The sequence below is a fragment of the Microbacterium elymi genome, assembly GCF_021582895.2.
GTDB classification, from domain to species: Bacteria; Actinomycetota; Actinomycetes; order Actinomycetales; family Microbacteriaceae; genus Microbacterium; species Microbacterium humicola.
The window spans coordinates 115,176-140,001 of record NZ_CP091139.2 but is presented as its reverse complement, the minus strand read 5'-3'; the positions used below and the strand labels follow the sequence as shown (position 1 = coordinate 140,001).

The window sequence follows — 24,826 nt, the reverse complement described above, 5'->3', positions numbered from 1 at the left end:
TCTGCGTGCCAATGACCCTCCCGGTCCGCACACAGGTCGGATTCGCTAGTCTGGAACGTCGAAATCAGTTGGGGGACGACCGACCCGATGGTCGACCCTGGGAGGATGTATTCGTGCGTTTCGTGTGGGCTGTCGCCGCGTTCGTGCTGGCCGCCGTGATGATCGCGACCGGTATCGCTGCGCGGACCGTTTTCCAGGGACCCAAGATCGAGACCTCCGCGGTGGAGGGCAGTGGCACCACCGCCTACACCCTGATCGACGGGCACGTGCTGAATCGGATGCCGGGGTCGCAGACGCTGCGGGCCGCGCAGGAGGGCACGATCTTCGCCGCGTACGGCCGCACCGACGACATGAAGGCCTGGCTGGCCGACAGCGAGTACACGGCCGTCACCCTCGGCGATGACGGATCCGTGGACAGCGCCGTGGTCGCCCCGACCCAGACCGGCGCGGACGCAGAACCCGCGCACCGCAACCCGGCCGGATCGGATCTGTGGCTGGACGAGTTCGAACAGGACGACATCCTCATCCAGCACCTGCAGCTGCCCGACACGATGAGCGTGCTGGTGGCCACCGACGGCACCAAGCCCGCGCCCGCCGAGATCTCCCTCACCTGGCCGCTGCAGACCTCCACGCCCTGGGCCGGACCGCTCATCGTCGGCGGCGGCATCCTGATGGCCGTCGGCGTGTTCCTGTACATCCTCGGCCTCCGGCGCCTGCGCCGCTCGCGCGGCCCGCGCCGCAAGGCGCTTCCGCCGCTGCCCGAGACGGAGTCGATCGACCTCTCGGTATCGGCTGCGGACAAGGGCGTGATCAGTGCGGGCCGTGCACAGAAGGCCGCCACGGGTCGTCGCCGCGGCTTCGTGATCATCCCGGTCCTGGCCGTGTCGTCGCTGCTGTTCGCCGGGTGCTCGGCGGACGCCTGGCCGCAGTTCGGCGGAACGCCGAGCCCGACGCCCACCCAGACGGTCGTCGATCCGGAGGGCGCGCAGTCCCCGGCCGTCACGCCGACCCAGGCCGACCGAATCCTCTCGCGCGTCTCGACCACGGTCGCCAAGGCCGACGAGAAGAAGGACGGCACACTGGCGGCCACCCGCCTCGCGGGGGCCGCCCTGGCCGAGCGGAAGACGAATTACACGCTGCGCGGAAAGATCTCCACCGAGAAGGCCCTTCCCGCCGTCCCGGCCACGGGCGTCGAACTCGTGCTGCCGCAGGCGTACGAGGGCTGGCCGCGCACGGTGATGCTGATCGCCGAGCACAAGAGCGGTGACAAGGTCTCGTCCACCATGATGATGCTGGCGCAGCAGGATGCGTGGTCGCCCTACAAGCTCGCGTACAGCGGACAGCTCGAAGCGGCGAAGCTCCCCGAGGTGGCCCCGGCGTACGTGGGGGCGGCCGCGGTCCAGCCCGACTCGTCGTTCCTGGTGATGGCGCCGGGCAAGATCGCCGCGGCCTACGCCGACGTCATGGACAAGGGCGACAAGAGCGCGTCTGCCGGTGCGTTCGACACCGAGAACGACGTCTTCCTCAAGGGTGTGGAAGCCAAGCGCAAGGAGCAGGTCGCCACCTTCAACAAGACCGCCTCCAAGACCGGGAGCCTGGCCTTCGCGGCGAAGACGGGGTCGCAGAAGCCGGTGGCGCTGGCCACTCTGGAAAGCGGCGCGATCGTGGCGGTCAACGTCGACGAGACCGAGACGGTGAAGCCGACGAACAAGGACGCCGTCATCAAGCTCGACGACAACCCCCGGGTCAAGGCGCTCACCGGCGTGAAGGAGTCGGCGACCGGCTTCACGACCACGTACAGTGATCAATTGTTCTTCTACGTCCCGGGTGTGGGTGCAGGTGATGCACAGATCCGCCTGCTCGGGTACGCGTCAAACATCCTCGGTGCGAAGGTGGTCAGCAAATGAGTGAGCCCAACCCCGGCGCGGTGCTGCGCGGCGCGGTCGATCTGTCGACCCTGCGCAGCCGCGCAGCCCAGCCCCCGGCGCAGCCGGCCGCGGACGGCGCCCCGCAGGCGACCGGCGGGGTGGTGATCGATGTCACCGATGCGACGTTCCCGCAGGTGCTCGAGCTGTCCCGCACGGTGCCGGTCGTGGTCGACCTGTGGGCGGAGTGGTGCGGGCCGTGCAAGCAGCTCAGCCCCATCCTGGAGAAGGTGGTCACCGAGCTCGGCGGCCGGATCGTGCTGGCCAAGGTGGACGTGGACGCGAACCCCCAGCTGGCCCAGGGCTTCCGCGCCCAGTCGATCCCCATGGTCGTCGCCCTGATCGGCGGGCAGCCGGTGCCGCTGTTCACCGGCGCGGTGCCCGAGCAGCAGGTGCGCGAGGTGTTCGACCAGCTGCTGCAGGTCGCCGCGCAGAACGGCGTGACCGGCACCGTCGACCCCGGCAGCGTCGAGCCCGGCAGCGAGGCACCGGCCGAATCCGAAGAACCGGCCGAGGAGCCGCTGCCGCCGCTGCATGCCGAGGCGTACGCGGCCATCGAGGACGGCGACTACGCGCGCGCGATCAGCGCGTACGAGCGGGCGCTGGCCGAGAACCCGGGCGACGAGCAGGCGCGGGCCGGTCTCGGCCAGGTCCGTCTGCTGGCGCGGGTGCAGGACCTGGACGCGTCGTCCGCGCGCGAGGCCGCTGCGGGCGCGCCGCAGGACGTGGACGCGCAGCTGGCGGTCGCCGACCTGGATGTCGCGGGCGGGCACGTCGAGGACGCGTTCGGCCGCCTGCTCCAGCTGTTCGCAGCGCTGCCGTCCGATCAGCGCAGCGCGGTGCGCGAGCGGCTGCTGGAGCTGTTCGCGCTGATCGGCGATGCCGACCCCCGTGTGGCCACCGCGCGCCGTTCCCTCGCCTCGCTGATGTTCTAGCCCTCGGGCTCCAGCCAGAGCACGCCCAGCGGCGGCAGCGCCATGCGTGCCAGGCCTCCTGTGCCCGCCTGCACCGACCCGAGATTCCCGATCCCGGCGCCGCCGTAGTCTGCGGCATCCGTGTTCAGGATCTCGTGCCAGACTCCCGCCACGGGCAGCTCGAGCTCGAAATCGTCGATCGTCGCGCCGGAGAAGTTGCACACCACGGCCACCGTCTGCCCCGCCCCATCGCTGCGGGTGAACGCGAGCACATTCGGGTTCCAGGTCGGCGCGCCCAGGCGGGCGAACGCGGAGCCGTCGCCGTCACGGGCCCACAGCGCGGGTCGCGCGGTGTAGACGCGGTTCAGCGTCGCCACGAAGCCCTGCAGCTGCTGGTGGCTCGGCTGGTCCAGCAGCCACCAGTCCAGACCGCGATCCTCGGACCACTCGGACAGCTGGCCGAACTCCTGCCCCATGAACAGCAGCTGCTTGCCCGGGTGCGCCCACATGTAGGCCAGGAAGGCGCGGGCGTTCGCCAGCTTGTGGGCGTGGTCGCCGGGCATCTTGCCCAGCAGGCTGCCCTTGCCGTGCACCACCTCGTCGTGGCTGATCGGCAGCACGAAGTTCTCGCTGAACGCGTACACGAACGAGAACGAGAGCTCGCCGGCGTGGTGCGACCGGTACAGCGGGTCGCGTTGGATGTAGACCAGCGAGTCGTTCATCCAGCCCATGTTCCATTTGAAGCCGAACCCCAGGCCGCCGCGGTCGGTGGGCGCGGTCACCCCGGTGAAGCTCGTGGACTCCTCGGCGATCATCGCGATGCCGGGGTGCAGCCGGTACGCGGTGGCGTTGACCTCCTGCAGGAACTGGATGGCCTCCAGGTTCTCCCGGCCGCCGTGGATGTTCGGCTCCCACTCGCCGTCCTCCCGCGAGTAGTCCAGGTAGAGCATCGAGGCGACGGCATCCACCCGCAGTCCGTCGATGTGGAACTCCTCCATCCAGTACAGGGCGTTGGCGACGAGGAAGTTGCGCACCTGCGGCCGGCCGTAGTCGAAGATGTAGGTGCCCCAGTCCCGGTGCTCGCCGCGCCGCGGGTCGGGATGCTCGTACACCGGCTGTCCGTCGAATCGGCCCAGGGCGAAGTCGTCCTTGGGGAAGTGCCCGGGCACCCAGTCCATGATCACGCCGATGCCGGCCTGATGCAGACGGTCGATGAGGTAGCGGAGGTCGTCGGGCGACCCGAACCGGCTTGTGGGGGCGTAGTAGCCGCTCACCTGGTAGCCCCACGAGCCGCCGAAGGGATGCTCGGCCAGGGGCATGAACTCGACGTGGGTGAACCCGAGCGCCTGCACGTGGCCGATCAGCTGGTCGGCCAGCTCGCGATAGCCGAGGCCGGGCCGCCACGACCCGACGTGCAGCTCGTACACCGACATCGGGCGCTCCACCGGCTCGCAGGTCCGCTCGGGCCGTCATCCACTGCGCGTCCTCCCACGCGTGGGCCGCTGCGGTGACGACCGAGCCGGTCGCCGGCGGCACCTCTGCGCGACGAGCCATCGGATCGGCCTTGAGGATCCATTCGCCGGCCTGGGTGAGGATCTCGAACTTGTACACGGTGCCGACGCCGACCTCGGGCACGAACAGCTCCCAGACCCCGGCGCCGCCGAGCGAGCGCAGAGCGTGGCCCTCGCCGTCCCACGAGTTGAAGTCGCCGACCACGCGGACCGCCCGCGCGTTCGGCGCCCACACCGAGAAGGCCGTGCCGGCCACCCCGCCGTCGGTGCGCACGTGAGCGCCCAGCACATCCCACAGCCGCTCGTGCCGGCCCTCGCCGATCAGATGCAGGTCGAGTTCGCCCAATGTGGGCAGATGCCGGTACGGATCGTCCACGGTGTGCGTCGTCCCGTCGGGGTAGGCCGCCTCGATCGCGTACGGCCGCGGGCGTGCGGTGCGCGCCCCTTCCCAGATGCCCGCCCGGCGATGCTCCAGCCGCACCCGGTCGCCGTCCGCGAACACGGCGGTCACGGTCTGGGCGAGCGGGCGGCGGACGCGCACGGTCCAGACCGCGCGACCCGCGGCATCGGTCTCGGCGTGGATGCCCAGCACGTCGTGCGGCGCGTGGTGGGCCCCGTGTGCGACGGCATCCAACTCCCCATCGGTGAGGGTCATCGTCATCCCTTCACGTGCACGATGTGCACCGGCTCAGTGAATGCGTCCAAGCGCACGAAGTTGTGGTCTGACCACGTCCACTCGGCGCCCGTGATCAGGTCCTGCACCGGGTAGTGGTCCCCGGGCCGGATGCCGAAGGCCGCGGTGTCCAGATGGATCATCGTCTGGCGCACCGAGTGCGGGTCGACATTGGCGACCACGATGATCGTGTCGGCAACCCCGGCGGGGGAGAAGGCGGCGTCGAGATGCTTGACGAACACGAGCACGGCGTCGTCATCGCTGTCGTGCACGGTGATGTTGCGCAAGCTGACCCAGCGCGGGGTGGGTGGCGCGGATCTCGTTCAGCCGACGCAGGTACGGTGCCAGCGAGTCGCCGGATGCCTCGGCGCGGTCCCACTCGCGGATCTTGTACTCGTACTTCTCGTTGTCGATGTTCTCTTCGGAACCCGGCCGGGCCACGTTCTCGTACAGCTCGTACCCGGCGTAGACGCCGTACGACGGCGCCGCAGTGGCGGCGAGCGCGGCCCGGATCCGATAGGCCGGCCGTCCGCCGAACTGCAGATACTCGGTGAGGATGTCGGGGGTGTTCACGAACAGGTTCGGCCGCAGGTAGTCGGCCGTGTCGGTGGCGATCGATACGAGGAACTCCTCGAGCTCGGCCTTGGTGTTGCGCCAGGTGAAGTAGCTGTAGCTCTGCTGGAATCCGGCGCGGGCCAGGGCCTGCAGCGGGGCGGGCCGGGTGAACGCCTCGGCCAGGAAGACGACATCCGGGCTCTCGGCGGTCACCGTGCGGATCAGCCACTCCCAGAACTGCAGGGGCTTGGTGTGCGGATTGTCCACTCGGAAGATGCGCACGCCCTGGGCGACCCAGTGCCGCACGATCCGCAGCACCTCGGCGCGGATGCCGACCGGGTCATTGTCGAAATTGACCGGATAGATGTCCTGGTACTTCTTCGGGGGTTCTCGGCGTACGCGATCGTGCCGTCCGGCAGAGTGGTGAACCACTCCGGGTGCGCGCGCACCCACGGGTGATCGGGGACGCCTGCAGGGCGAGGTCGAGCGCGACCTCCAGCCCCTGGGCGACCGCCTTCTTCACGAACGCGCGGAAGTCCGCGAGCGTGCCCAGATCGGGGTGCACCGCATCGTGGCCGCCTGCGGCATCCCCGATGGCCCACGGTGAACCGGGGTCGGCGGGCCCGGCCTCGAGGGTGTTGTTCGGTCCCTTGCGGTTGGTGTGCCCGATCGGGTGGATCGGCGGGAGGTAGACGACGTCGAAGCCCATTGCCGCGACCGCGGCGAGGCGGCGGGCGGCGGTGCGGAACGTGCCGGTGCGGATCGTTCCGTCGGCTGCCCGCACCGCACCCTCCGAGCGCGGGAAGAACTCGTACCAGGCGCCCACCCCGGCGCGGGTGCGCTCGACCCGCAGCGGCAGGCTCTCGCCGATCGTGACCAGCCCCATCAGCGGACGCCGGGCGAAGACCTCGGCAAGCGCCGGATCGCGTGCCACGCGCAGCGCGGCCTCGGCATCCACGGGTCCGTCTCCGGCAGCGTCCAGAGCGGCGGCGGCGGCGCGCAGTGCGGACCGCTCGCGGACCGGCCGGTCACGCTGCCCGGCGGCGCGGGTGCACAGCGCCGCACCGAGGGCGCACATGACCGCGACATCCACGCCCGCCTCGATCTTCAGGTCGGCGGCGTGCCGCCACGTCTCGAACTCGTCGGCGAACGCCTCGAACCGGAACGTCCAGTCGCCCTGCTCGCGCAGCGCGATCTCGGTCCGCCACCGGTCGAAGCCGTCCTGCAGCGCCACCATCCGGTGCAGCGACTCGTCGCCCGAGGGGGAGGAGAGGCGCACCTGCACGCCGATCGCATCGTGTCCCTCGCGGAACGCGGTGACCCGGAACGGCACGACCTCGCCGGCGAAGGCCTTCGGGTGCAGGTCGGAGGCGCCGGTCAGCGCGGGACCGGGCTCGAGCAGCGGATCCGGCCGGTCGCGGTATCGGCGTCCGTCTGCCACGGCTGTGCGGGGCGGACCGGGATGGCCGTCGGACTGAGCCAGGCGGGATGCGGCTGCTGCCGGGAACGGGAAGCCATGCCACGAACCTATCGCGCCGCATCCGTCTCACCCAGATGCATCTCGTCGCCAACTTGAAAAAGGCCCCTGACGGGACCTTTTCCAATCGGATTCCGATTGTGTCGGAGATCTGTGCGCGAGGGGGACTTGAACCCCCACGCCCTATACGGGCACTAGCACCTCAAGCTAGCGCGTCTACCTATTCCGCCACCCGCGCAGGTGAAGTCGGTTTCGCAACCGAGGAACGACATTATCACGTTCTGCCTCCGAGTCAGAACCGGCCGAGCACCCCGCGCACCCGGTTCTCGCGCACCCAGCGAGTAGCCTGGAGCGCATGCCGACCCGACCGGACGCCGCCCTCACCGAGGTGGCGCGCATCGCCCGCGACCTGATCCGGTTCGACACGACGAACTGGGGTGGCGGGCGCGCCCGGGGGAGCGCGAGGCCGCCGAATACGTCGTGGCGCACCTGGAGGGGCTGGGCCTGCGCCCGGAGGTGTACGAGCCGGTCGATCGGCGCACGAACGTGCACGCGCGGGTTCCCGGGCGCGATCCGAGCAGATCCGCGCTGGTGCTCCACGGCCATCTGGACGTCGTCCCCGCCATCGCCGAGGACTGGAGCGTCGACCCGTTCGCCGGAGAGATCCGGGACGGCGTGCTGTGGGGCCGCGGCGCGGTCGACATGAAGAACATGGACGCCATGATCCTCACCGCGGTCGGCAACCTCCTGCGAGCCGGCCGGCAGCCCGAACGCGACCTCATCCTCACCTTCTTCGCCGACGAGGAGGACGGCGGCGGCGAGGGATCGGCCCTCGTCATACGAGACCGGCCGGAATGGTTCGCCGGGGCCGCTGAGGCGATCAGCGAGGTCGGCGGGTACTCGATCGAGCTGGGAGAGCAGCGCGCCTACCTCCTCCAGGTGGGGAGAAGGGGCTGCTGTGGCTGCGCCTGCGCGCCCGCGGACGGGCCGGCCACGGCAGCGGGCACCATCTCGACAACGCCGTCACCCGTCTCGCCGAGGCGGTTGCGGCGATCGGACGGACCTCGTGGCCGATCCGGCTGACGCCGGCCACCTCGGCCATGCTGGAGCGCTTCGCGGCCCTGACCGGCGACCATGACGCGGACCCGGACGCCCTCGCCGACCGTGCCGGTGCGGCGGCGCCGTTCCTGCGCTCGACGCTGCGAACCACCACCAACCCCACGGGCCTCGCCGCCGGATACAAGCACAACGTGATCCCGGATGCCGCCGAGGCGCTGATCGACGTCCGCGTGCTCCCCGGGACCGAGGACGAGGTGCTCGCCGAGATCCGCCGCATCGTCGGCACCGACATCGAGATCGAGACGGTCACGCGGGATGTCGGACTGGAGGCGCCGCTGCGGGGAGCCTGGTCGACGCCATGGTCGCGGCGCTGGACGCCCACGATCCGGGCGCCCCCGTGGTGCCGTATCTGATGGGCGGCGGCACGGACAACAAGGCGCTGTCCCGACTGGGGATCACCGGCTACGGCTTCGCTCCGCTGCGCCTTCCGCCCGGACTCGATTTCACCGGTATGTTCCATGGGGTGGACGAGCGCGTGCCGCTGGACGCGCTCGAGTTCGGCGCGGCGGTGCTGACCGACCTGCTGCGCACCTACTGACACCCCTGCCGAGACCTCGGCACCGAATCCTCCCGCACGAAAGGCGCCGATGTCGCACTTCCTCGAGGCCGTCTTCCTCGGCCTTGTGCAGGGACTCACCGAGTTCCTGCCGATCTCCTCCAGCGCCCACCTGCGCATCGTCGGCGCGTTCCTGCCGGAGGCGGGCGACCCCGGCGCGGCGTTCACCGCCATCACGCAGATCGGCACCGAGGCGGCGGTGGTGGTGTTCTTCTGGCGCGACATCGTGCGGATCATCGGCCACTGGTTCCGCGCTCTCATCGGGCGCATCCCGCGCAATGACCCGGATGCGCGGATGGGCTGGCTGATCATCATCGGCACCATCCCGATCGTCGTCCTCGGGCTGGTGTTCCAGAACGCGATCGAGACGACCCTGCGGTCGCTGTGGATCGTGGCGGCCACGCTGATCGTGTTCGGCGTGATCCTCGGCATCGCCGACATGATCGGCGCGCAGCGGCGCAAGCTGGATGACCTCACCGTCGGGCACGGCATCATCTTCGGCCTGGCGCAGTCGCTGGCGCTGATCCCGGGGGTCTCCCGCTCGGGCGGCACGATCACCGCAGGGCTCCTGCTGGGCTACACCCGCGAGGCGGCCGCGCGATATGCGTTCCTGCTGGCCATCCCGGCGGTGTTCGGCAGCGGGCTGTTCGAACTGGCGAAGGTGATCCGCACGCCCGAGCACGAGGTGTTCTCGATGGGCGAGACCGCGGCCGCCACCATTGTGGCGTTCGGCGTGGGCCTGGCCGTGATCGCGTTCTTCATGAAGTGGATCACCCGGCACAGCTTCCTGCCGTTCGTGGTCTACCGGGTCGCGCTGGGCGCGGCGCTGATCGTGCTGCTGAGCCTGGGCGTGATCCAGCCCTAGCGGCGGGGGTCGTCCCGGCCCGGCTTGCCCGGACCGTCGCCGCCGTGGCGCAGGTACCGCTCGAACTCGCGCGCGATCGACTCGCCCGACGCCTCGGGCGAGTCCCAGGTGTCGCGGGTCGCCTCCAGCTGCTGGATGTACGCGGTCATCTCCTCGTCGTCCGCCGCGGCGGCATCGATGGACGCCTCCCATGCATCTGCTTCGGCCGCGAGGTCGCCGCGCGCGACCGGCGTGCCGACGAGCTCCTCCAGCCGATTCAACAGCGCCAGCGATGCCTTCGGCGACGGCGTGTGGCCCCCGACGTAGTGCGGCACGCTGGCCCACAGCCCCACCGTCGGGATGCCGACAGCCTCGGCGGCGTCCGCCAGCGCCGAGAGAATGCCGACCGGCCCCTCGTAGGTGCTGCGCTCCAGCCCGAGACTGTCGCGGAGCTGCTCGTTCTCGCTGCCGGCGAAGACCGAGATGGGGCGGGTGTGCGGCACATCCGACATCATCGATCCCAGCGCGACGAAGCCGGTGACATCCTCGCGGAGCATGACGTCGACGAACTCGCCCACGAACGCCTGCCACGCCCGGGCCGGCTCGACCCCGGTCATCAGCCACAGCTGGGTGCCGCGCGAGCGCCGCACCGGGCGGTGCAGGGTGGCGTCCGGCCAGCGCAGGATCCGACGACCGTCCGGCTCGGTGACCTGCTGCGGACGCGTGTACTGGTAGTCGAAGTACAGCTCGGGGTCCACCGCGAACACCGGCTCGTACGGCACGCTGTCCTTCAGCACGCTCGCGGCCGACGTCGCGGCCTCGCTCGCGTCGTTCCAGCCGTCGAACGCGGCGACGATCACCCGGCGACCCAGTCCCTCCACACGCGCTCCCTCCGGCTCGGCGCTTCCCTCCAGAATAGGCGTGCGGGCCCGGACGGGTGCGTCGCCGGGCGGATGGCCTGGATACGATGGACGGATGACCACACGACTGCCCGCCGCCGTGCTGTGGGACATGGACGGCACGCTGGTGGACACCGAGCCGTACTGGATGGCCGCCGAGACTCCGCTGGTCGAATCGTTCGGCGGCACCTGGTCGCACGAGCAGTCGCTCGAAGCTGGTCGGCCTGGGGCTGGACGACGCGGCCCGCATCTTCCAGGACCACGGTGTCCGGATGGACGTCGATGCCATCGTGGACCGTCTCACCGACGACGTGCTCAGCGGCCTCGCTCGAGACGGCGTGCCGTTCCGGCCGGGCGCACGCGAGCTGCTGCAGAGTCTGCGGGATGCCGGGGTCAAGACGGCCTTGGTCACGATGTCGATGCGGCGGATGGCCCAGGCCGTCGTGGACCTCATCGACTTCGACGCGTTCGATGTGATCGTGGCCGGTGACGACGCGACACGCCCCAAGCCCCATCCCGATCCGTATCTGCAGGCCTGCGAGGCGCTGGGGGTTGATCCGGGCGAAGCCGTGGCGATCGAGGACTCGCCCAACGGTCTGCGCTCCGCCCTCGCCTCCCGCGCGATCTCGCTCGGGGTGCCGAACATGATCTCGCTGACCGGCGTCGGCGCACACGCGCTCTGGCCCACGCTGGCCGAACGCAGCGCCGACGACATCGCCGGACTGTTCGCCGCGCACCGCGACGCAGGTCGGGAGGGCGTCGCGTGACCGGGGCCACGCCGCCGCGGGGCCCGTTCCGCTACGGCGACCGCGTGCAGCTGACCGGCCCGAAGGGCCGGCTCCACACGATCACTCTGCGCGAGGGCGGCGAACTGCACACGCATCGTGGCGTGCTCCGACACGACGACCTCGTCGGGCTGCCCGACGGATCGGTCGTCACCGGCGGCGACGCGGACTATCTGGCCCTGCGCCCGATGCTGCGGGACTTCGTGATGTCGATGCCGCGCGGAGCGGCCATCATCTACCCGAAGGACGCGGCGCAGATCCTCGCGCAGGCCGACATCTTCCCCGGAGCCCGCGTGGTCGAAGCCGGCGTCGGCTCCGGCGCCCTCTCGCTCTGGCCTGCGGGCGGTCGGCGCGTCCGGGAGCCTGGTGTCATTCGAGCGACGCGAAGAGTTCGCCGAGGTCGCCCAGGCGAACGTGGCGACCTTCCTGGGGGAGCGGCCCGCGAACTGGGAGGTGATCCTCGGCGACCTCGCCGACCGGCTCCCGGCCACACAGCCCCCGGGCAGCGTCGACCGCGTCATCCTGGACATGCTCGCGCCCTGGGAGTGCCTGGACGCCGTCGCCGGGGCGCTCACTCCGGGCGGCGTGGTGCTCTGCTACGTCGCCACGGCGACGCAAGCTCAGCCGGATCGCCGAATACCTGAGGGGCACGGGCCTTTTCACCGAGCCCGAAGCGAGCGAGATCATGGTCCGAGGCTGGCATGTCGAGGGGCTCGCCGTGCGCCCGGACCATCGGATGGTCGCCCACACCGGGTTCCTCCTCACGGCGCGCCGGCTCGCTCCCGGCGCCGTGCCGCCGGACGTGCGCCGCCGCGCGATCCGCAAGACGGCGTACGGCGACGAGGACGTGGAACTGTGGACGCCCGGCGCCGTGGGGGAGCGGCAGATCACCGACAAGAACCTGCGCAAGCGGGTCCGCGAGGCCCAGCGGGCCGAAGAGGGCGCGCTGCGCGCGGCCGCCGCGACCGAGGCCGACCCGTCGGGGCCGCCGGAGACGAACGCCTAGACTTATCCCGTGCGCAAACTCCCCGCTGCCTTCGCCGTCCTGTCCCTGACAGCCGTCGCTCTCGTCGGCTGTGCGTCGTCCTCCGGTGCGGCCTCGTGCCCGCGGACGACGGACGCGGGTTCGTCGACGATGGGCCTCATCTCGGTGAGCGGTTCCGAATCGACCGCCCCGACGGTGGACGTGCGCACCCCGCTGCACACGAAGACCACTCAATTCGCCGATGTGACCGCCGGCAACGGCAGCGTCCCGATCAGCACGGACTCCCAGGTCGTGGCACTGGATGTCTCGCTGGTCAGCGCGACCACCGGCAAGAAGCTCGTGAGCACCGCCTACAGCGCCGACCAGACGTCGGCGTTCGCCCTGTCGCGCTGGACCCAGTCGTTCCCGGCGTTCGGCCCGGCGCTGCACTGCGCCACCGCCGGCACCCGGGTCGCCATCGCGATCCCCCCGGACGGCGTGGAGCCCTCGTCGGCGCAGAGCCTCGGCCTGACCAAGGACGAGTCCGTCGTGGCCGTGATCGACGTCCGCCAGGTGTTCCTGTCGGCGGCCGACGGCTCCCACGTGTACAACTCCGGCTGGGGCAAGCCGGCCGTGGTCCGCGCCCCGGGCGGTCGGCCCGGCGTGATCGTGCCCGACAGCCCGGCTCCGCAGTCGTTGTCGGTGTCGGTGCTCAAGCGCGGCGACGGCGAGAAGGTCACCGGCGAGCAGCCGGTGCCGCCTGCACTACACGATCGTCAACTGGACGGACAAGTCCGTCGCGGACAACACCTGGGACGGCGAGCCGCAGTTCGTCACCCTGTCGACCAAGTCGAAGGGGTTCCAGAAGGCCGTCGAGGGCCAGACCGTCGGCTCCCAGGTGATGGCGATCATCCCCAAGGCCGACGGTGACGCCGCCGCCAAGGACACGCAGATCGTCGTCATCGACATCCTCGGCATCGGCTCGGCCGCCGACCTGCAGCAACAGCAGTAGCGCCGCACGGCCGGTCGCCACGCCCCTAGGATTGAGGCGTGCCGACCGCTCCCGAATCCTCGACGTCCGCCTCGGGCGAGCGCAACGCGCCCGAGGAACGGCTCCTGAACCTCGTCGTCGCCCTGATGGCGACCGAGCAGGGGCTGACCAAGGACACCATCCTGGGCTCCGTCTCCGGCTACCGGGAGCAGGCCGAGGCCGGGGCGTCCAAGGACGCGCTGGAGAAGATGTTCGAGCGCGACAAGGAGAACCTGCGGGGCCTGGGCGTGCCGATCGAGACCATCGGCGACCGCCTCGACCCGGACGACCTGCGACAGGCCCGTTACCGGGTGCCGACGGCCGAGTACGCGCTGCCGGCGGACATCACTTTCACACCCGCGGAGGTCGCGGTCCTGAACCTGGCCGGCGGCGTATGGAGCCAGGGCTCGCTGTCGGCCGACGCGCGCAGCGGGTCGCGCAAGATCCGCTCGCTGGGGATCGACGTCGATGAGCCGATCATCGGCTACTCGCCGCGGATCAGCCTGCGCGAAGCATCCTTCGCCCCCCTCCAGCGCGCGATCGAGCAGTGCCGCGCGGTGGGCTTCGCCTACTTGAAGCCCGGTGAGGACGCCCCGCGCACACGCACCGTCCAGCCGCTGGCGCTGGTGGAGTTCGAGGCGCGCTGGCACGTGTTCGGCATCGACGTGGATGCCGGTGCCGACCGCACATTCCTGCTGTCACGGATCGTCGGTGATGTGAAGGTGACCCGGCAGGAGTTCGACCCGTCGCTTGCGCCAGGGGGCGGGGAGCGGGCCCTGGCCGGTCTGCGGGCGGTGGCGGCCCGCAACAGCGCCCTGCTCGAGGTCAACCCCGGCACCGAGGCGGCGCTCGCGTCTGAGCCGGCGTGGGGAGGCCGCGGAGCAGGGCATCCGAGTGCCGTACGTGGACGTGCACATCTTCGCGGACGAACTGGCCTCGTACGGCCCCGAGGTGCGGGTCGTCGAGCCGCACGACCTGCGCGACCACGTGATCGCCCGGCTTGCGGCGCGCCCTCGCGGTGCATGGAGGAGGGCAGTGACCCCGACACGACCGGTGCTGGCCACCGAGCGGGCCGCGCTCATGCTCCAGCTGGTGCCGTACCTGATCAACGAGGGAGAGGTCTCGGTGGCCGACGCCGCGCGCGACTTCGACGTCACGCCGGATCAGATGCGCGAGATGGTCGAGAAGCTCACCGTCATCGGCCGTCCCGGCGAGGGCGGGTACTGGCAGCTGCCGAACGACCTGTTCGACATCGACTGGGACCTCCTGGACGAGCAGGACCGGATCGTGATCACGAACGCGGTCGCTCTGGAAGGCTCGCCGAAGCTGACCGCACGTGAGGCCGCGGCGCTGCTGGCCGGGCTCGAGCTGGCCCAGTCGCTGCCCGGCGTCGGATCCAGCGGCGTGATCTCCGGGCTGCTCGACCAAGCTCGCCGCCGGCGCGTCCGCCGTGCCCGCCGATGTGATCGTCGCACCCGAGCCGGTCGACGAGGTCCGGCTGACGGTCGACGAGGCACTGCGGCACGGGGTCGCCGTGTCGTTCTCGTACAAGGCGCCCGACGCGCCGGTCACCACCCGCACCGTCGACCCGGTCAAGGTGCACATCGCCAACGGGCAGTGGTATCTGCAGGGATGGTGCCATCTGCGTCAGGCGATGCGGACCTTCCATCTCGACCGTGTCAGCGCCCTCAGCCTCACCGACATCGCGATCACGCACGGCGAAGAGCCGGTTCCCGAGCTGTTCGAGGTCGCCCAGACCGACATCCGCACGCGCATCCGCTTCGCCGCGGCGGTGGCGCCGCTGCTGGGCGGCTACCTCGATCAGGCGCAGGTGCAGACCCGCGACGGGATGTCGGTGGCGACCATGCGGATCGCGGCGGCCCAGAGTCTGAAGCGCCTCGCCGCCGGTCGCGGGGGCGACCTGGAGATCCTCGAACCCGAGCAGGCGCGCACCGCCGCGGCCGAGTGGGCGCGGGCGGCGCTCGCCCAGTATCCGGACGACGTCTGAGAGTCTGAACCGGCGCGCCGGGGCGCGGGACCGTCTCGCGCCGGCGCGGGTTAGACTCTATCGATGGCGTACCGATAAGGAGACACCATGCCCAACATTTTCACCGGGTGGCACCTACTGCTGATCCTGGCTGTCATCTTGCTCTTGTTCGGGGCCGCCAAATTGCCCGCTCTCGCCAAGAGCGTGGGGCAGTCTGCGCGTGTGTTCAAGGGTGAGATGAAAGCCATGAAGACCGAGGACGGTGGGACGGCCGAGCCCGCGGCCGACGCACCAGCCCATGTGGACGCATCTGCTGAGGCGCCGCCGGCACGTGGGACGAGCGAGTCCCAACCGTAGCCGCACGTGACGCAGACCGGGTCGCCGCACATCGAGGAGCCGGCGGCGCCACCCCGTGAGAAGCGGATGTCGCTTGCGCAGCATCTGCGCGAGCTTGCGCAAGCGGCTGTTCATCGCCGCCGCCGGGCTGATCGTCGGCATGGTGGTCGGGTTCATCATCAGCGAACCGGTCATCAACCTGCTCTCGCAGCCGATCGCGCAGATCGCCGCCACCCACGGCGACAGCTACACCGCGCTGAACTTCAACACCGTGACCAGCGGGTTCGATCTGCGCATGCGGATCGCGTTCTCGATCGGCCTGCTGCTGTCGGCACCCGTCTGGCTCTGGCAGCTGTGGGCGTTCATCATGCCGGGCCTGACCCGCAAGGAGATGCGGTACACCGTCGGCTTCGTCGCCTCGGCGATTCCGCTGTTCGCTGCGGGACTGTATGTCGGCTGGCTGATCATGCCGCACATGGTCGAGATCATGGCGCTGTTCGTCCCCGACACCCAGGGCGTCGCGCGGTTCTACGACTATTCGACCTACTACGACTTCGTCTTCAAGCTGCTGCTGGTGGTCGGCGTCTCGTTCGTCACACCGGTGTTCCTGGTGGCGCTGAACCTCGCCGGCATCATGTCCGGCCGCGCGATCCTGAGGGGCTGGCGCGTCGCCATCATCGTCATCGTCGTGTTCGCCGCCGCCGCCACGCCGGCCGCGGACGTGACCTCGATGCTGCTGCTGGCCGGGATCCTGTGCGTGCTGTACTTCGCCGCCGCCATCCTGTCGCTGCTCTTCGACCGGCGCAAGGCGCGCCGTGCTGCGCTGGAGCCGACGGCGTGACGGACGCCGATCGACATCCCGCCACAGCGCGGTTCGCGGCGGCGCAGCGATTCACCCTCGATCCGTTCCAGGTGGCCGGCTGCGAGGCACTCGAGGACGGCAAGAGCGTCCTGGTCGCGGCCCCCACGGGGGCGGGCAAGACGATCGTCGGCGAGTTCGCCATCCATCTGGCGATGCGCCGGGAGCGCGACAAGGCGTTCTACACCACCCCGATGAAGGCGCTGTCGAACCAGAAGTTCCGCGAACTGGTGGACGCGTACGGCGCCGACGAGGTGGGGCTGCTCACCGGGGACGTGAGCATCAACTCGGGCGCGCGCATCGTGGTGATGACCACCGAGGTGCTGCGCAACATGCTGTACGCCGATGCGGCCGCGCTCCGCGACCTGCGGTTCGTGGTCATGGACGAAGTGCACTACCTCGCCGACCGGTTCCGCGGGGCGGTGTGGGAGGAGGTCATCATCCACCTCCCGCAGTCCGTCAAGCTGGTGTGCCTGTCGGCGACCGTGTCCAACGCCGAGGAGTTCGGCGACTGGCTGGACACCGTGCGCGGCGACACCGCCGTGATCGTCTCCGAGATCCGACCCGTCCCGCTCGAGCAGCACGTCCTGGTCCGCGGTGATCTGCTCCCGCTGTTCGACGACCGCGCCGGCGTCGCCACCGCCCAGGTGAATCAGGAGCTCATGCGCATCCGTTCCAGCACCGGACAGCGGTACGAGGCGAACCGCCGGTCGTCCGCGCGGTCTGCACCGCTCGCGAGCGGCGGCCGGATGGAGGCATCCCGCCGTCGACCGCAGCGCGGTCACCAGCGACCGGTGCGCGCGGCCAACGTGCGCCGGATCGAACGGATGGATCGCCCGGAGGTCGTGGAGCTGCTGGCCCGGGACCGCCTGCTCCCGGCGATCTTCTTCATCTTCAGCCGGGTCGGCTGCGAGGCGGCGGTCGCGCAGGTGCGACGAGCCGGCGTGCGGCTGACCAGCCCCGAGGAGCGCCGCGAGATCCGACGCGTGGTCGAGGAGCGCACCCGAACGCTGGAGGACGAGGATCTGGACGTCCTGGGCTACTGGGAATGGCGCGACAATCTGGAGCGGGGGATCGCGGCGCACCACGCGGGACTGCTGCCGGCGTTCAAGGAGGTCGTCGAGGAGCTGTTCCAGCGCAAGCTGGTCAAGGCCGTCTTCGCGACCGAGACCCTCGCCCTCGGCATCAACATGCCGGCGCGCACCGTGGTGCTGGAGAAGCTGGAGAAGTTCAACGGCGAGGCGCGGGTGGCCATCACCTCGGGCGAGTACACGCAGATCACCGGGCGGGCCGGCCGCCGCGGGATCGACGTGGAGGGCCACGCGGTCATCCAGTGGACCGAGGGCATGGACCCCCAGTCCGTGGCCGCGCTCGCCTCGCGCCGCACCTATCCGCTGAACTCGAGCTTCCGGCCCACCTACAACATGGCGGTCAACCTCATCGACCAGTTCGGACGACCGAAGGCGCGCGAGATCCTGGAGTCCTCGTTCGCGCAGTTCCAGGCCGACCGGTCCGTGGTGGGCCTGGCCCGGCAGGTGCGGGAGCACGAGACATCCCTCGAGGGCTACGAGAAGGCCATGACCTGCGACCGGGGCGACTTCCGGGAGTACTCCGGGATCCGCCGCCGGATCAGCGACCTGGAGAAGCTGCACCGCAAGGACGCGACAGCCTCGCATGCGCGACGGCAAGCGGCAGCGCGAGATCCAGAGCCTGCGCACCCAGCTTGCAGCGGCATCCGTGCCACGATTGCCCCGATCGGGAGAACCACGCCCGCTGGGCGGAGCGGTACTGGAAGCTCTCGCGCACGGTCGACCGGATGCGCCGGCAGATCCAGACCCGCACTGGGACGGTCGCACGGCAGTTCGACCGCGTGGTGGACGTGCTGACCGCGTTGGACTACGTCCGCGTCGCCGATGACGGCACGACCGCGCTCACCGAGGCGGGCGCCACGATGCGTCGCATCTACGGGGAGCGCGACCTGCTCGTGGCGGAGTCGCTGCGCACGGGCATCTGGACCGAGCTGGATGCCGCGGGGCTGGCCGCTCTCGTGAGCTGCCTGGTGTTCGAACCCCGCCGCGACGACGCCGGGCCGGGCGAGCGCGGGCTGCCTCGCGGCGCGTTCCGCACGGCGCTGACCGAGACCGAGCGCCTCTGGGCGCAGCTGGACGACCTCGAGCACGACCACGAGCTCCCCGGATCGACCGAGCCGGCCACGGGCCTTGCCGCCGCCGTGCATTCCTGGGCCCGCGGCCGGTCGCTGGAGGTCGTCCTGGCCGAGGCCGACATGGCCGCGGGAGACTTCGTGCGCTGGGCCAAGCAGACCATCGACCTGCTCGACCAGCTCAGCCTGGTCGCGCAACCGCCGCTCGCCTCGACCGCACGGGCGGCGCTGGATGCCGTGCGCCGGGGGATCGTGGCGTACTCCTCGGTCTGAGCCCGCACCGGGTGCACGCCCGTGCTGACCTAGGCTGGGACGGTGCCCGAACGCCGTGCCCTGCCGCGCCCGCTCCTGCCACTCGGCGTGGCGACGTTCGTCGCGGCGGTGGCGGGATTCCTGCTCACCCTCGCCTTCCCGGCGCTGAGCTGGTGGCCGATGTCGTTCGTCGCGGTGCCGCTGGCCCTGCTGACCCTGATCGGCCGGCGCGCGTGGGGCGCGGTGCTGGTGGGGTTCGCGTTCGGGGCGGTCTTCTTCCTCGTGAACGTGCTGTTCACCGCCCGCTATCTGGGCCCCGTGCCGTGGCTGGCCCTGTCGCTGTTCGAAGCGGTCCTGACCGCGGCCGCCGCGGTGCCGATCGCGCTGGCCTACCGATGGCTGCCGCGGGTGCTGCCCGCCGTGGGGGCCCGGTTGACGCTGCTGCCGGCGCTGGTCGCGGGCCTGTGGGTGATGCGTGAGGAGCTGCTGGGCACGTGGCCGTACGGCGGCTTCCCCTGGGGGCGGATCGGCGTCACGCAGGTCAACGGCCCGACCGCCCCGCTGGCGTCGTGGGTGGGCATGAGCGGACTGTCGTTCCTGGTCGTGCTGCTGGGTGCGGCGGCGATCGAGTACGTGCGGATCCGTCGGTTCCGCGACATCCGCGCGGCTGTGCCCGTGGTCGTAGTCGCGGTGCTGCCTGGCGGTTCCGCAGTTCCCGACCACCCCGGCCGGAAGCCTGCGCGTGGGCGCGGTGCAGGGCAACGGCCCGACCGGGTACTTCGATCAGCGGGCGCCCGGGGATGTGCTGAACGCGCAAGCTGGCGGCGACCGCGCCGCTGCTGGGCAAGAAGATGGATGTGCTGCTCTGGCCGGAGGGCGGCGTCGACTCGGACCCGACCTCGAATGCCGCCACGGCGGCGGTGCTGGACGATCTGGCCTCGACGGCGGATGCGGCGCTGATCGTGAGCGCCGTGACGCAGCGCGGGAAGGACCTGTTCAACTCGTCCCTGCTGTGGGAGGCGGGGGAGGACAACCCGATCGCGGTGTACGACAAGCGGCATCCGGTGCCGTTCGGCGAGTATGTGCCCGACCGGGCGTTCTACCGGTTCTTCGCCGCAGACCTCATCGACCTGATCCAGCGCGAGTACACGCCCGGCACCGCTCCGCCGGTCTTCGACGTGCACGGCGTCGGGGTCGGGCTGGCCATCTGCTTCGATGTGATCTACGACGACGTCATCTGGGACGGCGCCCGCGGCGGGGCGGACATCTACATGTTCCAGACGAACAACGCCGACTTCCGCGGCACCGACGAGAATCTCGGCAAGCTCGCCTTCGCGCGCATGCGGGCCATCGAGGCCGGGCGGTCGGTCGTCAACATCTCGACCGTCGGCACCAGCCAGATGATCGCCCCGGACGGCACGGAGATCGCCGGGCTGCCGCAGGACACCGCCGGCGCGCTGCTGGAAGACGTTCCGCTGCGCACCGGGTTGACGCCCGCGGTCGTGGCCGGCCCGGCGATCAACGCCGTCCTCGGGTGGGGGAGCGCGGCCGCGGTGGCGGCGCTGGGCATCGGCGTCCTGCTCGGTCACCGACGCCGCCCGCACATGAAGGATGCCGGCCCCACCGGGACCGGCATCGCATAGTGTCCGTCAGGCGGTGAGCTTGGAGACGTCTTCTCCCGCGCCGCGGCGGGCGCGGATGAAGGCGAGACGCTCTTCGAGCAGCTCCTCGAGCTCGGGGATCGTGCGTCGCTCCAGCAGCATGTCCCAGTGGGTACGCGGGATCTTGTCCTCGCTGTGATCCACGGATACCGTGCCGTCGCCGACGCGAAGGACGGCCTCGGCGCCGCAGGTGCGGCACTCCCAGGCCTCGGGAACCTCGGCATCGGCTTGCGAACGTCAGCGTGGTGTCACGCCCGCATTCGGTGCATGCGTAGGTCTTCTGCATGCGCTCATGGAAAACGACGCCCTCTTCGCTCTGTAGGCTCTGGGCGCCGAGTCGGATGCCGCGCAAGCTGCGGTCTGCCATTGTGTGGTCCTCTCGTCGCTACCCAGGTATAACGCTGTGACCTGTGCGCATCATCCGAACGGGGCGGCCTGGGCAGGGTTTCACAGGGGATGCTCAGCGGTCGCGATCCGCCGCGATCTCCAGGGCGAGATCGGCCCGGTCGGTGACCAGTCCGTCCACGCCGAGGTCCAGCAGCCGGCGCATGTCGGCGGGATCGTTCACGGTCCACACGTGCACTTCGACATCCCGCCGATGCGCGGCCTCCAGCAGGCCGCGGGTGACGATCTTCAGGGCCCCGCGTCGCTCCGGCACCTGCAGCGCATCGATGCCGCGCAGGACGCGGTCCAGCACACGCCCCGAGTGGGCTGCCGCACCCGCCAGCACGCGGGCCAGGGTGCTGCTGCCGGCCGACGTCGCGGGCGAGCCGCCGGCCGCATGCGCGGCCGCCAGGGCGGCCCGTCGACGGGAGTCCGAGAAGCTCGTCAGCAGCACGCGGTCGGCGTGGGGGGCGACGATCCGGCCGGCGGGCGCGGCGGCCGGTGCGGCCTTCACATCGAAGTTGAACCGGAGCGTCGGGAAGGCGTCGAGGGCCTGGGCGAGTGTGATCAGCCCGCCCCGGTCGGCCATGAGGTCTTCGAGCTCGGCCGAGGCGACGTCGGCGATCGGTCGGGGGTCGCCGGTCACCCGGCCCAGGTCGGCGTCGTGGAACAGCACGACGACGCCGTCCGCAGTGAGGTGGCAGTCCGACTCCACATACGCCGCGCCCGCCGCATGCGCTTCGGCGACGGCGGCGAACGAGTTCTCCGCGACGCCGTGCGCTGCGGCCGCCGCCGTCACCAGACCGCGATGGGCGAGAACGCGAGGCCGTGTCGACCCCGCGAACCAAGGGTGTGTCACGGAGTGGGCGGGGTGAGCGGCGGTTCGGTCTCGGGCGGGGGCACCTCGAAGTCCGGCACATCGTCCGCGGTCACGTCGGCGGCCGCATGGTGTCCCACGGTGGACGCGCTGGGAGCGAATGTGACCGGCGGGACGTCGTCCACCGGCCGCTGCGCGGCCGGGGAGTGGCGTCGGTGCCCTTGCCGATGAAGGCCCCAGAGAGCCCCTGCAGCGCGGAGGTGAACTCGCTGGGGATGATCCAGAGCTTGCTGGAGGAACTGTCGGCGATCTTCGGCAGGGTCTGCAGATACTGGTAGGCGAGGAGCTTGTCATCGGGATTGCCGACGTGGATGGCGTTGAAGACCGTCTCGATGGCCTTCGCCTCGCCCTCGGCCCGCAGCACCTGCGCCTGCTTGTCGCCCTCGGCCTTGAGGATCTCGGCCTGCCGCCGGCCCTCCGCTTCCAGGATCTGGGACTGCTTGGAGCCTTCGGCGGTGAGGATCACGGCGCGCCGGTCGCGCTCGGCGCGCATCTGCTTCTCCATCGAGTCCTGGATGGACAGCGGCGGGTCGATGGCCTTCAGCTCGACGCGGGACACCCGGATGCCCCACTTTCCGGTGGCCTCGTCCAGGACGATGCGCAGCTTGCTGTTGATCTCGTCACGGCTGGTGAGGGCCTCTTCCAGGTTCAGACCGCCGACCACGTTTCGGAGGGTGGTCGTGGTGAGCTGCTCGACCGCTCCCAGATAGTTGGCGATCTCGTATGTGGCGGCCCGCGCATCGGTGACCTGGAAGTAGACGACCGTGTCGATCGAGACCACCAGGTTGTCTTCGGTGATCACCGGCTGCGGCGGGAAGGAGACGACCTGCTCGCGCATGTCGATGAGAGGTCGCAGTCGGTCCACGAACGGCACCAGGAGGTTCAGACCGGGTTCGAGGGTCTTGTGATATCGGCCGAGCCTCTCCACGACGCCGGCGCTGGCCTGCGGAATGATCCGGATAGACCGGACGATGACGACCACCACGAAGATGAAGACCGCGACGGCCAGCACCCAGCCGATCGCCGTGGGGATGATCTGCTCTGCTGTCATGCGCGATTCTCCTGGGTCTGATCGGGGCGGACGTAGGCGGTCGCTCCGTCGATGCGGGCGACGCGCACGTGCGTCTGCGGGGCGAGCGAGTCCGGTGCGTCATCGACGGTGCGGGCCGTCCAGGTCTCGCCGTTGTCGAGCTTGACCAGGCCGCCCAGGCGCGTGACCGTGGACAGCACGAGCCCCGACATCCCGAGCAGCGCGGCCACGTTCGAGGGCGTGGGGTCCTCGCCGCGGCGCAGGCGATGCCAGCAGGGAGGGCGCAGCAGGAAGATCAGCAGCGCGGCCACCACGGCGGCGATGACGACCTGCGCCCACAGCGGCGCGCCGAAGAGGTCGGCGATCAGGCCGGCGAGGCCGCCGATGCCCAGCATCAGGAAGGTGAAATCGAGCGTCAGCATCTCGATCACGAGGAAGACCGCGATCAGGACGATCCAGCCGATCCAGGCGAACTGCTCGATCCCCGTGATGATGTCCACTCCGCCTCCCTCTGCGTACCGAGTGTGCTCCGAACCTAGCATGGGGCGGGCGGCATACCGGCTGGTTGGTAAGGTCGAAACGTGTCCCAGATTCTCCCCGCCGACGCGCTGCGCGGCAAGACCGCGCTCGTCACCGGATCGTCCCGCGGTATCGGCGCCGACACCGTGCGCTACCTGGCTGAGGCCGGCGCGAACGTCGTCGTCAACTACCGGAACAAGGCGCCCCGCGCCGAGAAGCTGGCTGCGCAAGCTGCGCGAGCGCGGCGTGCAGGCGCTCGTGGTCGGTGCGGACCTGACCGACCAGGCCTCGGTGGAGGGCATGTTCGCCCAGGTGAAGGACGCCTTCGGCGGACTGGATGTGCTGGTGCTGAACGCGTCCGGCGGCATGGAGTCGGGGATGGCCGAGGACTATGCCCTGCAAGCTCAATCGGGACGCACAGGTACGCGTGCTGGATGCGGCCACGGCGCTCATGCCGCCCGGCTCACGGGTCGTGTTCGTGACCAGTCACCAGGCTCACTTCATCCGATCCACCCCGACGATGCCCGAATACGAGCCGGTCGCGCTGTCCAAGCGCGCGGGGAGGATGCGCTGCGCGAGCGGATCCCCGCCCTGGCCGAGCGCGGCATCGAGTTCGTCGTCGTCTCGGGCGACATGATCGAGGGCACGATCACCGCGACACTGTTGGAGCGCGCCAACCCGGGGCGATCTCGTCCCGTCGGGACGAGGCGGGCAAGCTCTACAACGTGGCCGAGTTCGCCGCCGAGGTCGCACAGGCCGCCGTCGATCCGATCCCGGAGGACAACATCCGGTTGGTCGGGGACGTCAGCTCGTTCCGCGCGCAGTAGCTGCATCGACGAGAGCGGCCCCGGATGAATTCACATCCGGGGCCGCTCTCGTCTGCGCTGTCGCGTCACAGGTCCTTGCTGCTGAACGTGAAGGCGCGCACGATCTGGATGATGCCGAGCACCACCAGCGAGATCCCGAACAGCCACCACAGCACCACGGCGCTCCACAGCGGGGAGAACAGCACGATGAGACCGGCGACGATGCTCAGGATGGCGAAGAACAGCGACCAGCCCTTCGACTTCGAGCCGCCGAGTGCCGTCAGCGCGACGACGCCCTCGATGATCCACATGATGCCGACCAGGATGCCGAGGAACACCGCGAGCCAGGCGGTGGTGGCGCCGAGGTTCGCGAATGCGATGATGCCGGCGATGATGAACAGGATGCCGAGGATGATGTGGCCGATGCGGGACCAGCCACCCATCGCCTTGGAGAAGATGCCGAGGCCGGCATAGACGAGGCCGCCGGCGATGGCGTAGATGGCGATGATCGCGGTGATGACCGCCGCCGTGTGGCCGGGCCAGACGAGAATGAGGATTCCGACGATCAGCGCGATGACGCCGCCGACACCGAACGCCGTCCGGATGCCGTTGACGGCCGTCTTGCCGGCGGAGGATTCTGCGGTGGACATTGGGCTCACCTTTCTGAGAGATTCCTGTGAAGTTGTGCGTCTCACAGGTTAG

12 protein-coding genes, 1 tRNA gene and 11 pseudogenes are annotated in these 24,826 nt (G+C 70.3%); 15 read left to right on the top strand and 9 right to left on the bottom strand.

Annotated elements, in window-relative coordinates; genetic code table 11:
- Window positions 1-113 precede the first annotated feature (113 nt).
- Together L2X98_RS00720 and L2X98_RS00715 are read left to right on the top strand one after the other, a co-directional pair.
- Window positions 114-1,907, top strand: coding sequence for a DUF8094 domain-containing protein (locus L2X98_RS00720; RefSeq protein WP_259612025.1), 1,794 nt, complete (start codon window positions 114-116; stop codon window positions 1,905-1,907).
- Entirely contained in the window at window positions 1,904-2,860 is a 957-nt protein-coding gene (locus tag L2X98_RS00715; RefSeq protein ID WP_259612024.1) for a tetratricopeptide repeat protein, read from the top strand. Before L2X98_RS00720 ends, L2X98_RS00715 begins: the two co-directional genes overlap by 4 nt.
- Here L2X98_RS00715 and glgB read toward each other — a convergent pair.
- The 3 genes and pseudogenes from glgB to L2X98_RS00700 form a co-directional block, all read right to left on the bottom strand.
- Window positions 2,857-5,005: pseudogene (gene glgB, locus L2X98_RS00710) on the bottom strand (1,4-alpha-glucan branching protein GlgB). The gene L2X98_RS00715 and the pseudogene glgB sit on opposite strands and share 4 nt — an antisense overlap.
- A 2-nt stretch (window positions 5,006-5,007) precedes the next feature.
- Window positions 5,008-6,980, bottom strand: a pseudogene (locus L2X98_RS00705) (maltotransferase domain-containing protein).
- A 228-nt stretch (window positions 6,981-7,208) separates the two neighbouring features.
- Window positions 7,209-7,294 (bottom strand) — tRNA-Leu (locus L2X98_RS00700).
- 116 nt (window positions 7,295-7,410) lie between these two features.
- On the opposite strand from L2X98_RS00700, the pseudogene L2X98_RS00695 reads away from it, so the two are divergent.
- A pseudogene (locus L2X98_RS00695) lies at window positions 7,411-8,712 on the top strand (M20/M25/M40 family metallo-hydrolase).
- 49 nt (window positions 8,713-8,761) lie between these two features.
- Entirely contained in the window at window positions 8,762-9,595 is an 834-nt protein-coding gene (locus L2X98_RS00690) for an undecaprenyl-diphosphate phosphatase (protein WP_259612023.1), read from the top strand.
- Here L2X98_RS00690 and L2X98_RS00685 read toward each other — a convergent pair.
- A complete protein-coding gene (locus L2X98_RS00685; protein WP_259612022.1) occupies window positions 9,592-10,455 on the bottom strand; it encodes a PAC2 family protein in 864 nt (287 codons plus the stop codon). The two genes, L2X98_RS00690 and L2X98_RS00685, sit on opposite strands and share 4 nt — an antisense overlap.
- 94 nt (window positions 10,456-10,549) lie before the next feature.
- Between L2X98_RS00685 and L2X98_RS00680 the strand changes: the two are divergent.
- The 10 genes and pseudogenes from L2X98_RS00680 (at window position 10,550) to lnt (ending at window position 20,490) form a co-directional block, all read left to right on the top strand.
- A pseudogene (locus tag L2X98_RS00680) lies at window positions 10,550-11,240 on the top strand (HAD family hydrolase).
- Window positions 11,237-12,264: pseudogene (locus tag L2X98_RS00675) on the top strand (tRNA (adenine-N1)-methyltransferase). The pseudogenes L2X98_RS00680 and L2X98_RS00675 overlap by 4 nt, the downstream one beginning before the upstream one ends.
- Before the next feature lie 9 nt (window positions 12,265-12,273).
- Window positions 12,274-13,152, top strand: coding sequence for a hypothetical protein (locus L2X98_RS00670; protein ID WP_259612021.1), 879 nt, complete (start codon window positions 12,274-12,276; stop codon window positions 13,150-13,152).
- A gap of 207 nt (window positions 13,153-13,359) precedes the next feature.
- Window positions 13,360-14,291 (top strand): annotated as a pseudogene (locus L2X98_RS00665) (helix-turn-helix transcriptional regulator).
- Window positions 14,292-14,332: 41 nt separating this feature from the next.
- Window positions 14,333-15,260: pseudogene (locus tag L2X98_RS22005) on the top strand (helix-turn-helix transcriptional regulator).
- 87 nt (window positions 15,261-15,347) lie between these two features.
- Window positions 15,348-15,596, top strand: coding sequence for a twin-arginine translocase TatA/TatE family subunit (gene tatA / locus L2X98_RS00655; RefSeq protein WP_259612020.1), 249 nt, complete (start codon window positions 15,348-15,350; stop codon window positions 15,594-15,596).
- A 66-nt stretch (window positions 15,597-15,662) separates the two neighbouring features.
- Window positions 15,663-16,416: pseudogene (gene tatC, locus L2X98_RS00650) on the top strand (twin-arginine translocase subunit TatC).
- A complete protein-coding gene (locus L2X98_RS00645; protein WP_435526232.1) occupies window positions 16,413-18,320 on the top strand; it encodes a DEAD/DEAH box helicase in 1,908 nt (635 codons plus the stop codon). Before tatC ends, L2X98_RS00645 begins: the two are co-directional and overlap by 4 nt.
- Window positions 18,251-18,868: a DEAD/DEAH box helicase gene (locus L2X98_RS22000; protein ID WP_435526231.1), complete on the top strand. Its 618-nt coding sequence runs from the start codon at window positions 18,251-18,253 to the stop codon at window positions 18,866-18,868. The genes L2X98_RS00645 and L2X98_RS22000 overlap by 70 nt, the downstream gene beginning before the upstream one ends.
- Window positions 18,869-18,910: 42 nt before the next feature.
- Window positions 18,911-20,490, top strand: a pseudogene (gene lnt, locus L2X98_RS21995) (apolipoprotein N-acyltransferase).
- 6 nt (window positions 20,491-20,496) lie between these two features.
- Here the strand turns inward: lnt and L2X98_RS19415 are convergent.
- The 4 genes and pseudogenes from L2X98_RS19415 to L2X98_RS00615 all read right to left on the bottom strand — a co-directional run bounded on the left by L2X98_RS19415 (window position 20,497) and on the right by L2X98_RS00615 (window position 23,299).
- Window positions 20,497-20,875 (bottom strand): annotated as a pseudogene (locus L2X98_RS19415) (RNA polymerase-binding protein RbpA).
- Window positions 20,876-20,968: 93 nt separating this feature from the next.
- Window positions 20,969-21,751, bottom strand: a complete 783-nt coding sequence (locus L2X98_RS00625; protein ID WP_259612019.1) for a glycerophosphodiester phosphodiesterase family protein — start codon at window positions 21,749-21,751, stop codon at window positions 20,969-20,971.
- 70 nt (window positions 21,752-21,821) lie between these two features.
- Window positions 21,822-22,820: an SPFH domain-containing protein gene (locus tag L2X98_RS00620; protein ID WP_259612018.1), complete on the bottom strand. Its 999-nt coding sequence runs from the start codon at window positions 22,818-22,820 to the stop codon at window positions 21,822-21,824.
- On the bottom strand, window positions 22,817-23,299 hold the full coding sequence (locus tag L2X98_RS00615; RefSeq protein WP_259612017.1) for an NfeD family protein: 483 nt from the start codon (window positions 23,297-23,299) through the stop codon (window positions 22,817-22,819). The genes L2X98_RS00620 and L2X98_RS00615 overlap by 4 nt, the downstream gene beginning before the upstream one ends.
- Window positions 23,300-23,380: 81 nt before the next feature.
- On the opposite strand from L2X98_RS00615, the pseudogene L2X98_RS00610 reads away from it, so the two are divergent.
- Window positions 23,381-24,145 (top strand): annotated as a pseudogene (locus tag L2X98_RS00610) (SDR family oxidoreductase).
- Window positions 24,146-24,210: 65 nt separating this feature from the next.
- Here the strand turns inward: L2X98_RS00610 and L2X98_RS00605 are convergent.
- Complete coding sequence (locus L2X98_RS00605; RefSeq protein ID WP_259612016.1) at window positions 24,211-24,774, bottom strand: HdeD family acid-resistance protein; 564 nt, start codon at window positions 24,772-24,774, stop codon at window positions 24,211-24,213.
- Window positions 24,775-24,826: the final 52 nt, after the last annotated feature.

Excerpts from the sequence above, each read along its gene's own strand:
- L2X98_RS00715 (WP_259612024.1), top strand. The coding sequence starts at position 1,904 with ATGAGTGAGCCCAACCCCGGCGCGGTGCTGCGCGGCGCGGTCGATCTG.
- L2X98_RS00690 (WP_259612023.1), top strand. The coding sequence starts at position 8,762 with ATGTCGCACTTCCTCGAGGCCGTCTTCCTCGGCCTTGTGCAGGGACTC.
- L2X98_RS00605 (WP_259612016.1), bottom strand. The coding sequence starts at position 24,774 with ATGTCCACCGCAGAATCCTCCGCCGGCAAGACGGCCGTCAACGGCATC.
- tatA (WP_259612020.1), top strand. The coding sequence starts at position 15,348 with ATGCCCAACATTTTCACCGGGTGGCACCTACTGCTGATCCTGGCTGTC.
- L2X98_RS22000 (WP_435526231.1), top strand. The coding sequence starts at position 18,251 with ATGCGCCGGCAGATCCAGACCCGCACTGGGACGGTCGCACGGCAGTTC.
- L2X98_RS00620 (WP_259612018.1), bottom strand. The coding sequence starts at position 22,820 with ATGACAGCAGAGCAGATCATCCCCACGGCGATCGGCTGGGTGCTGGCC.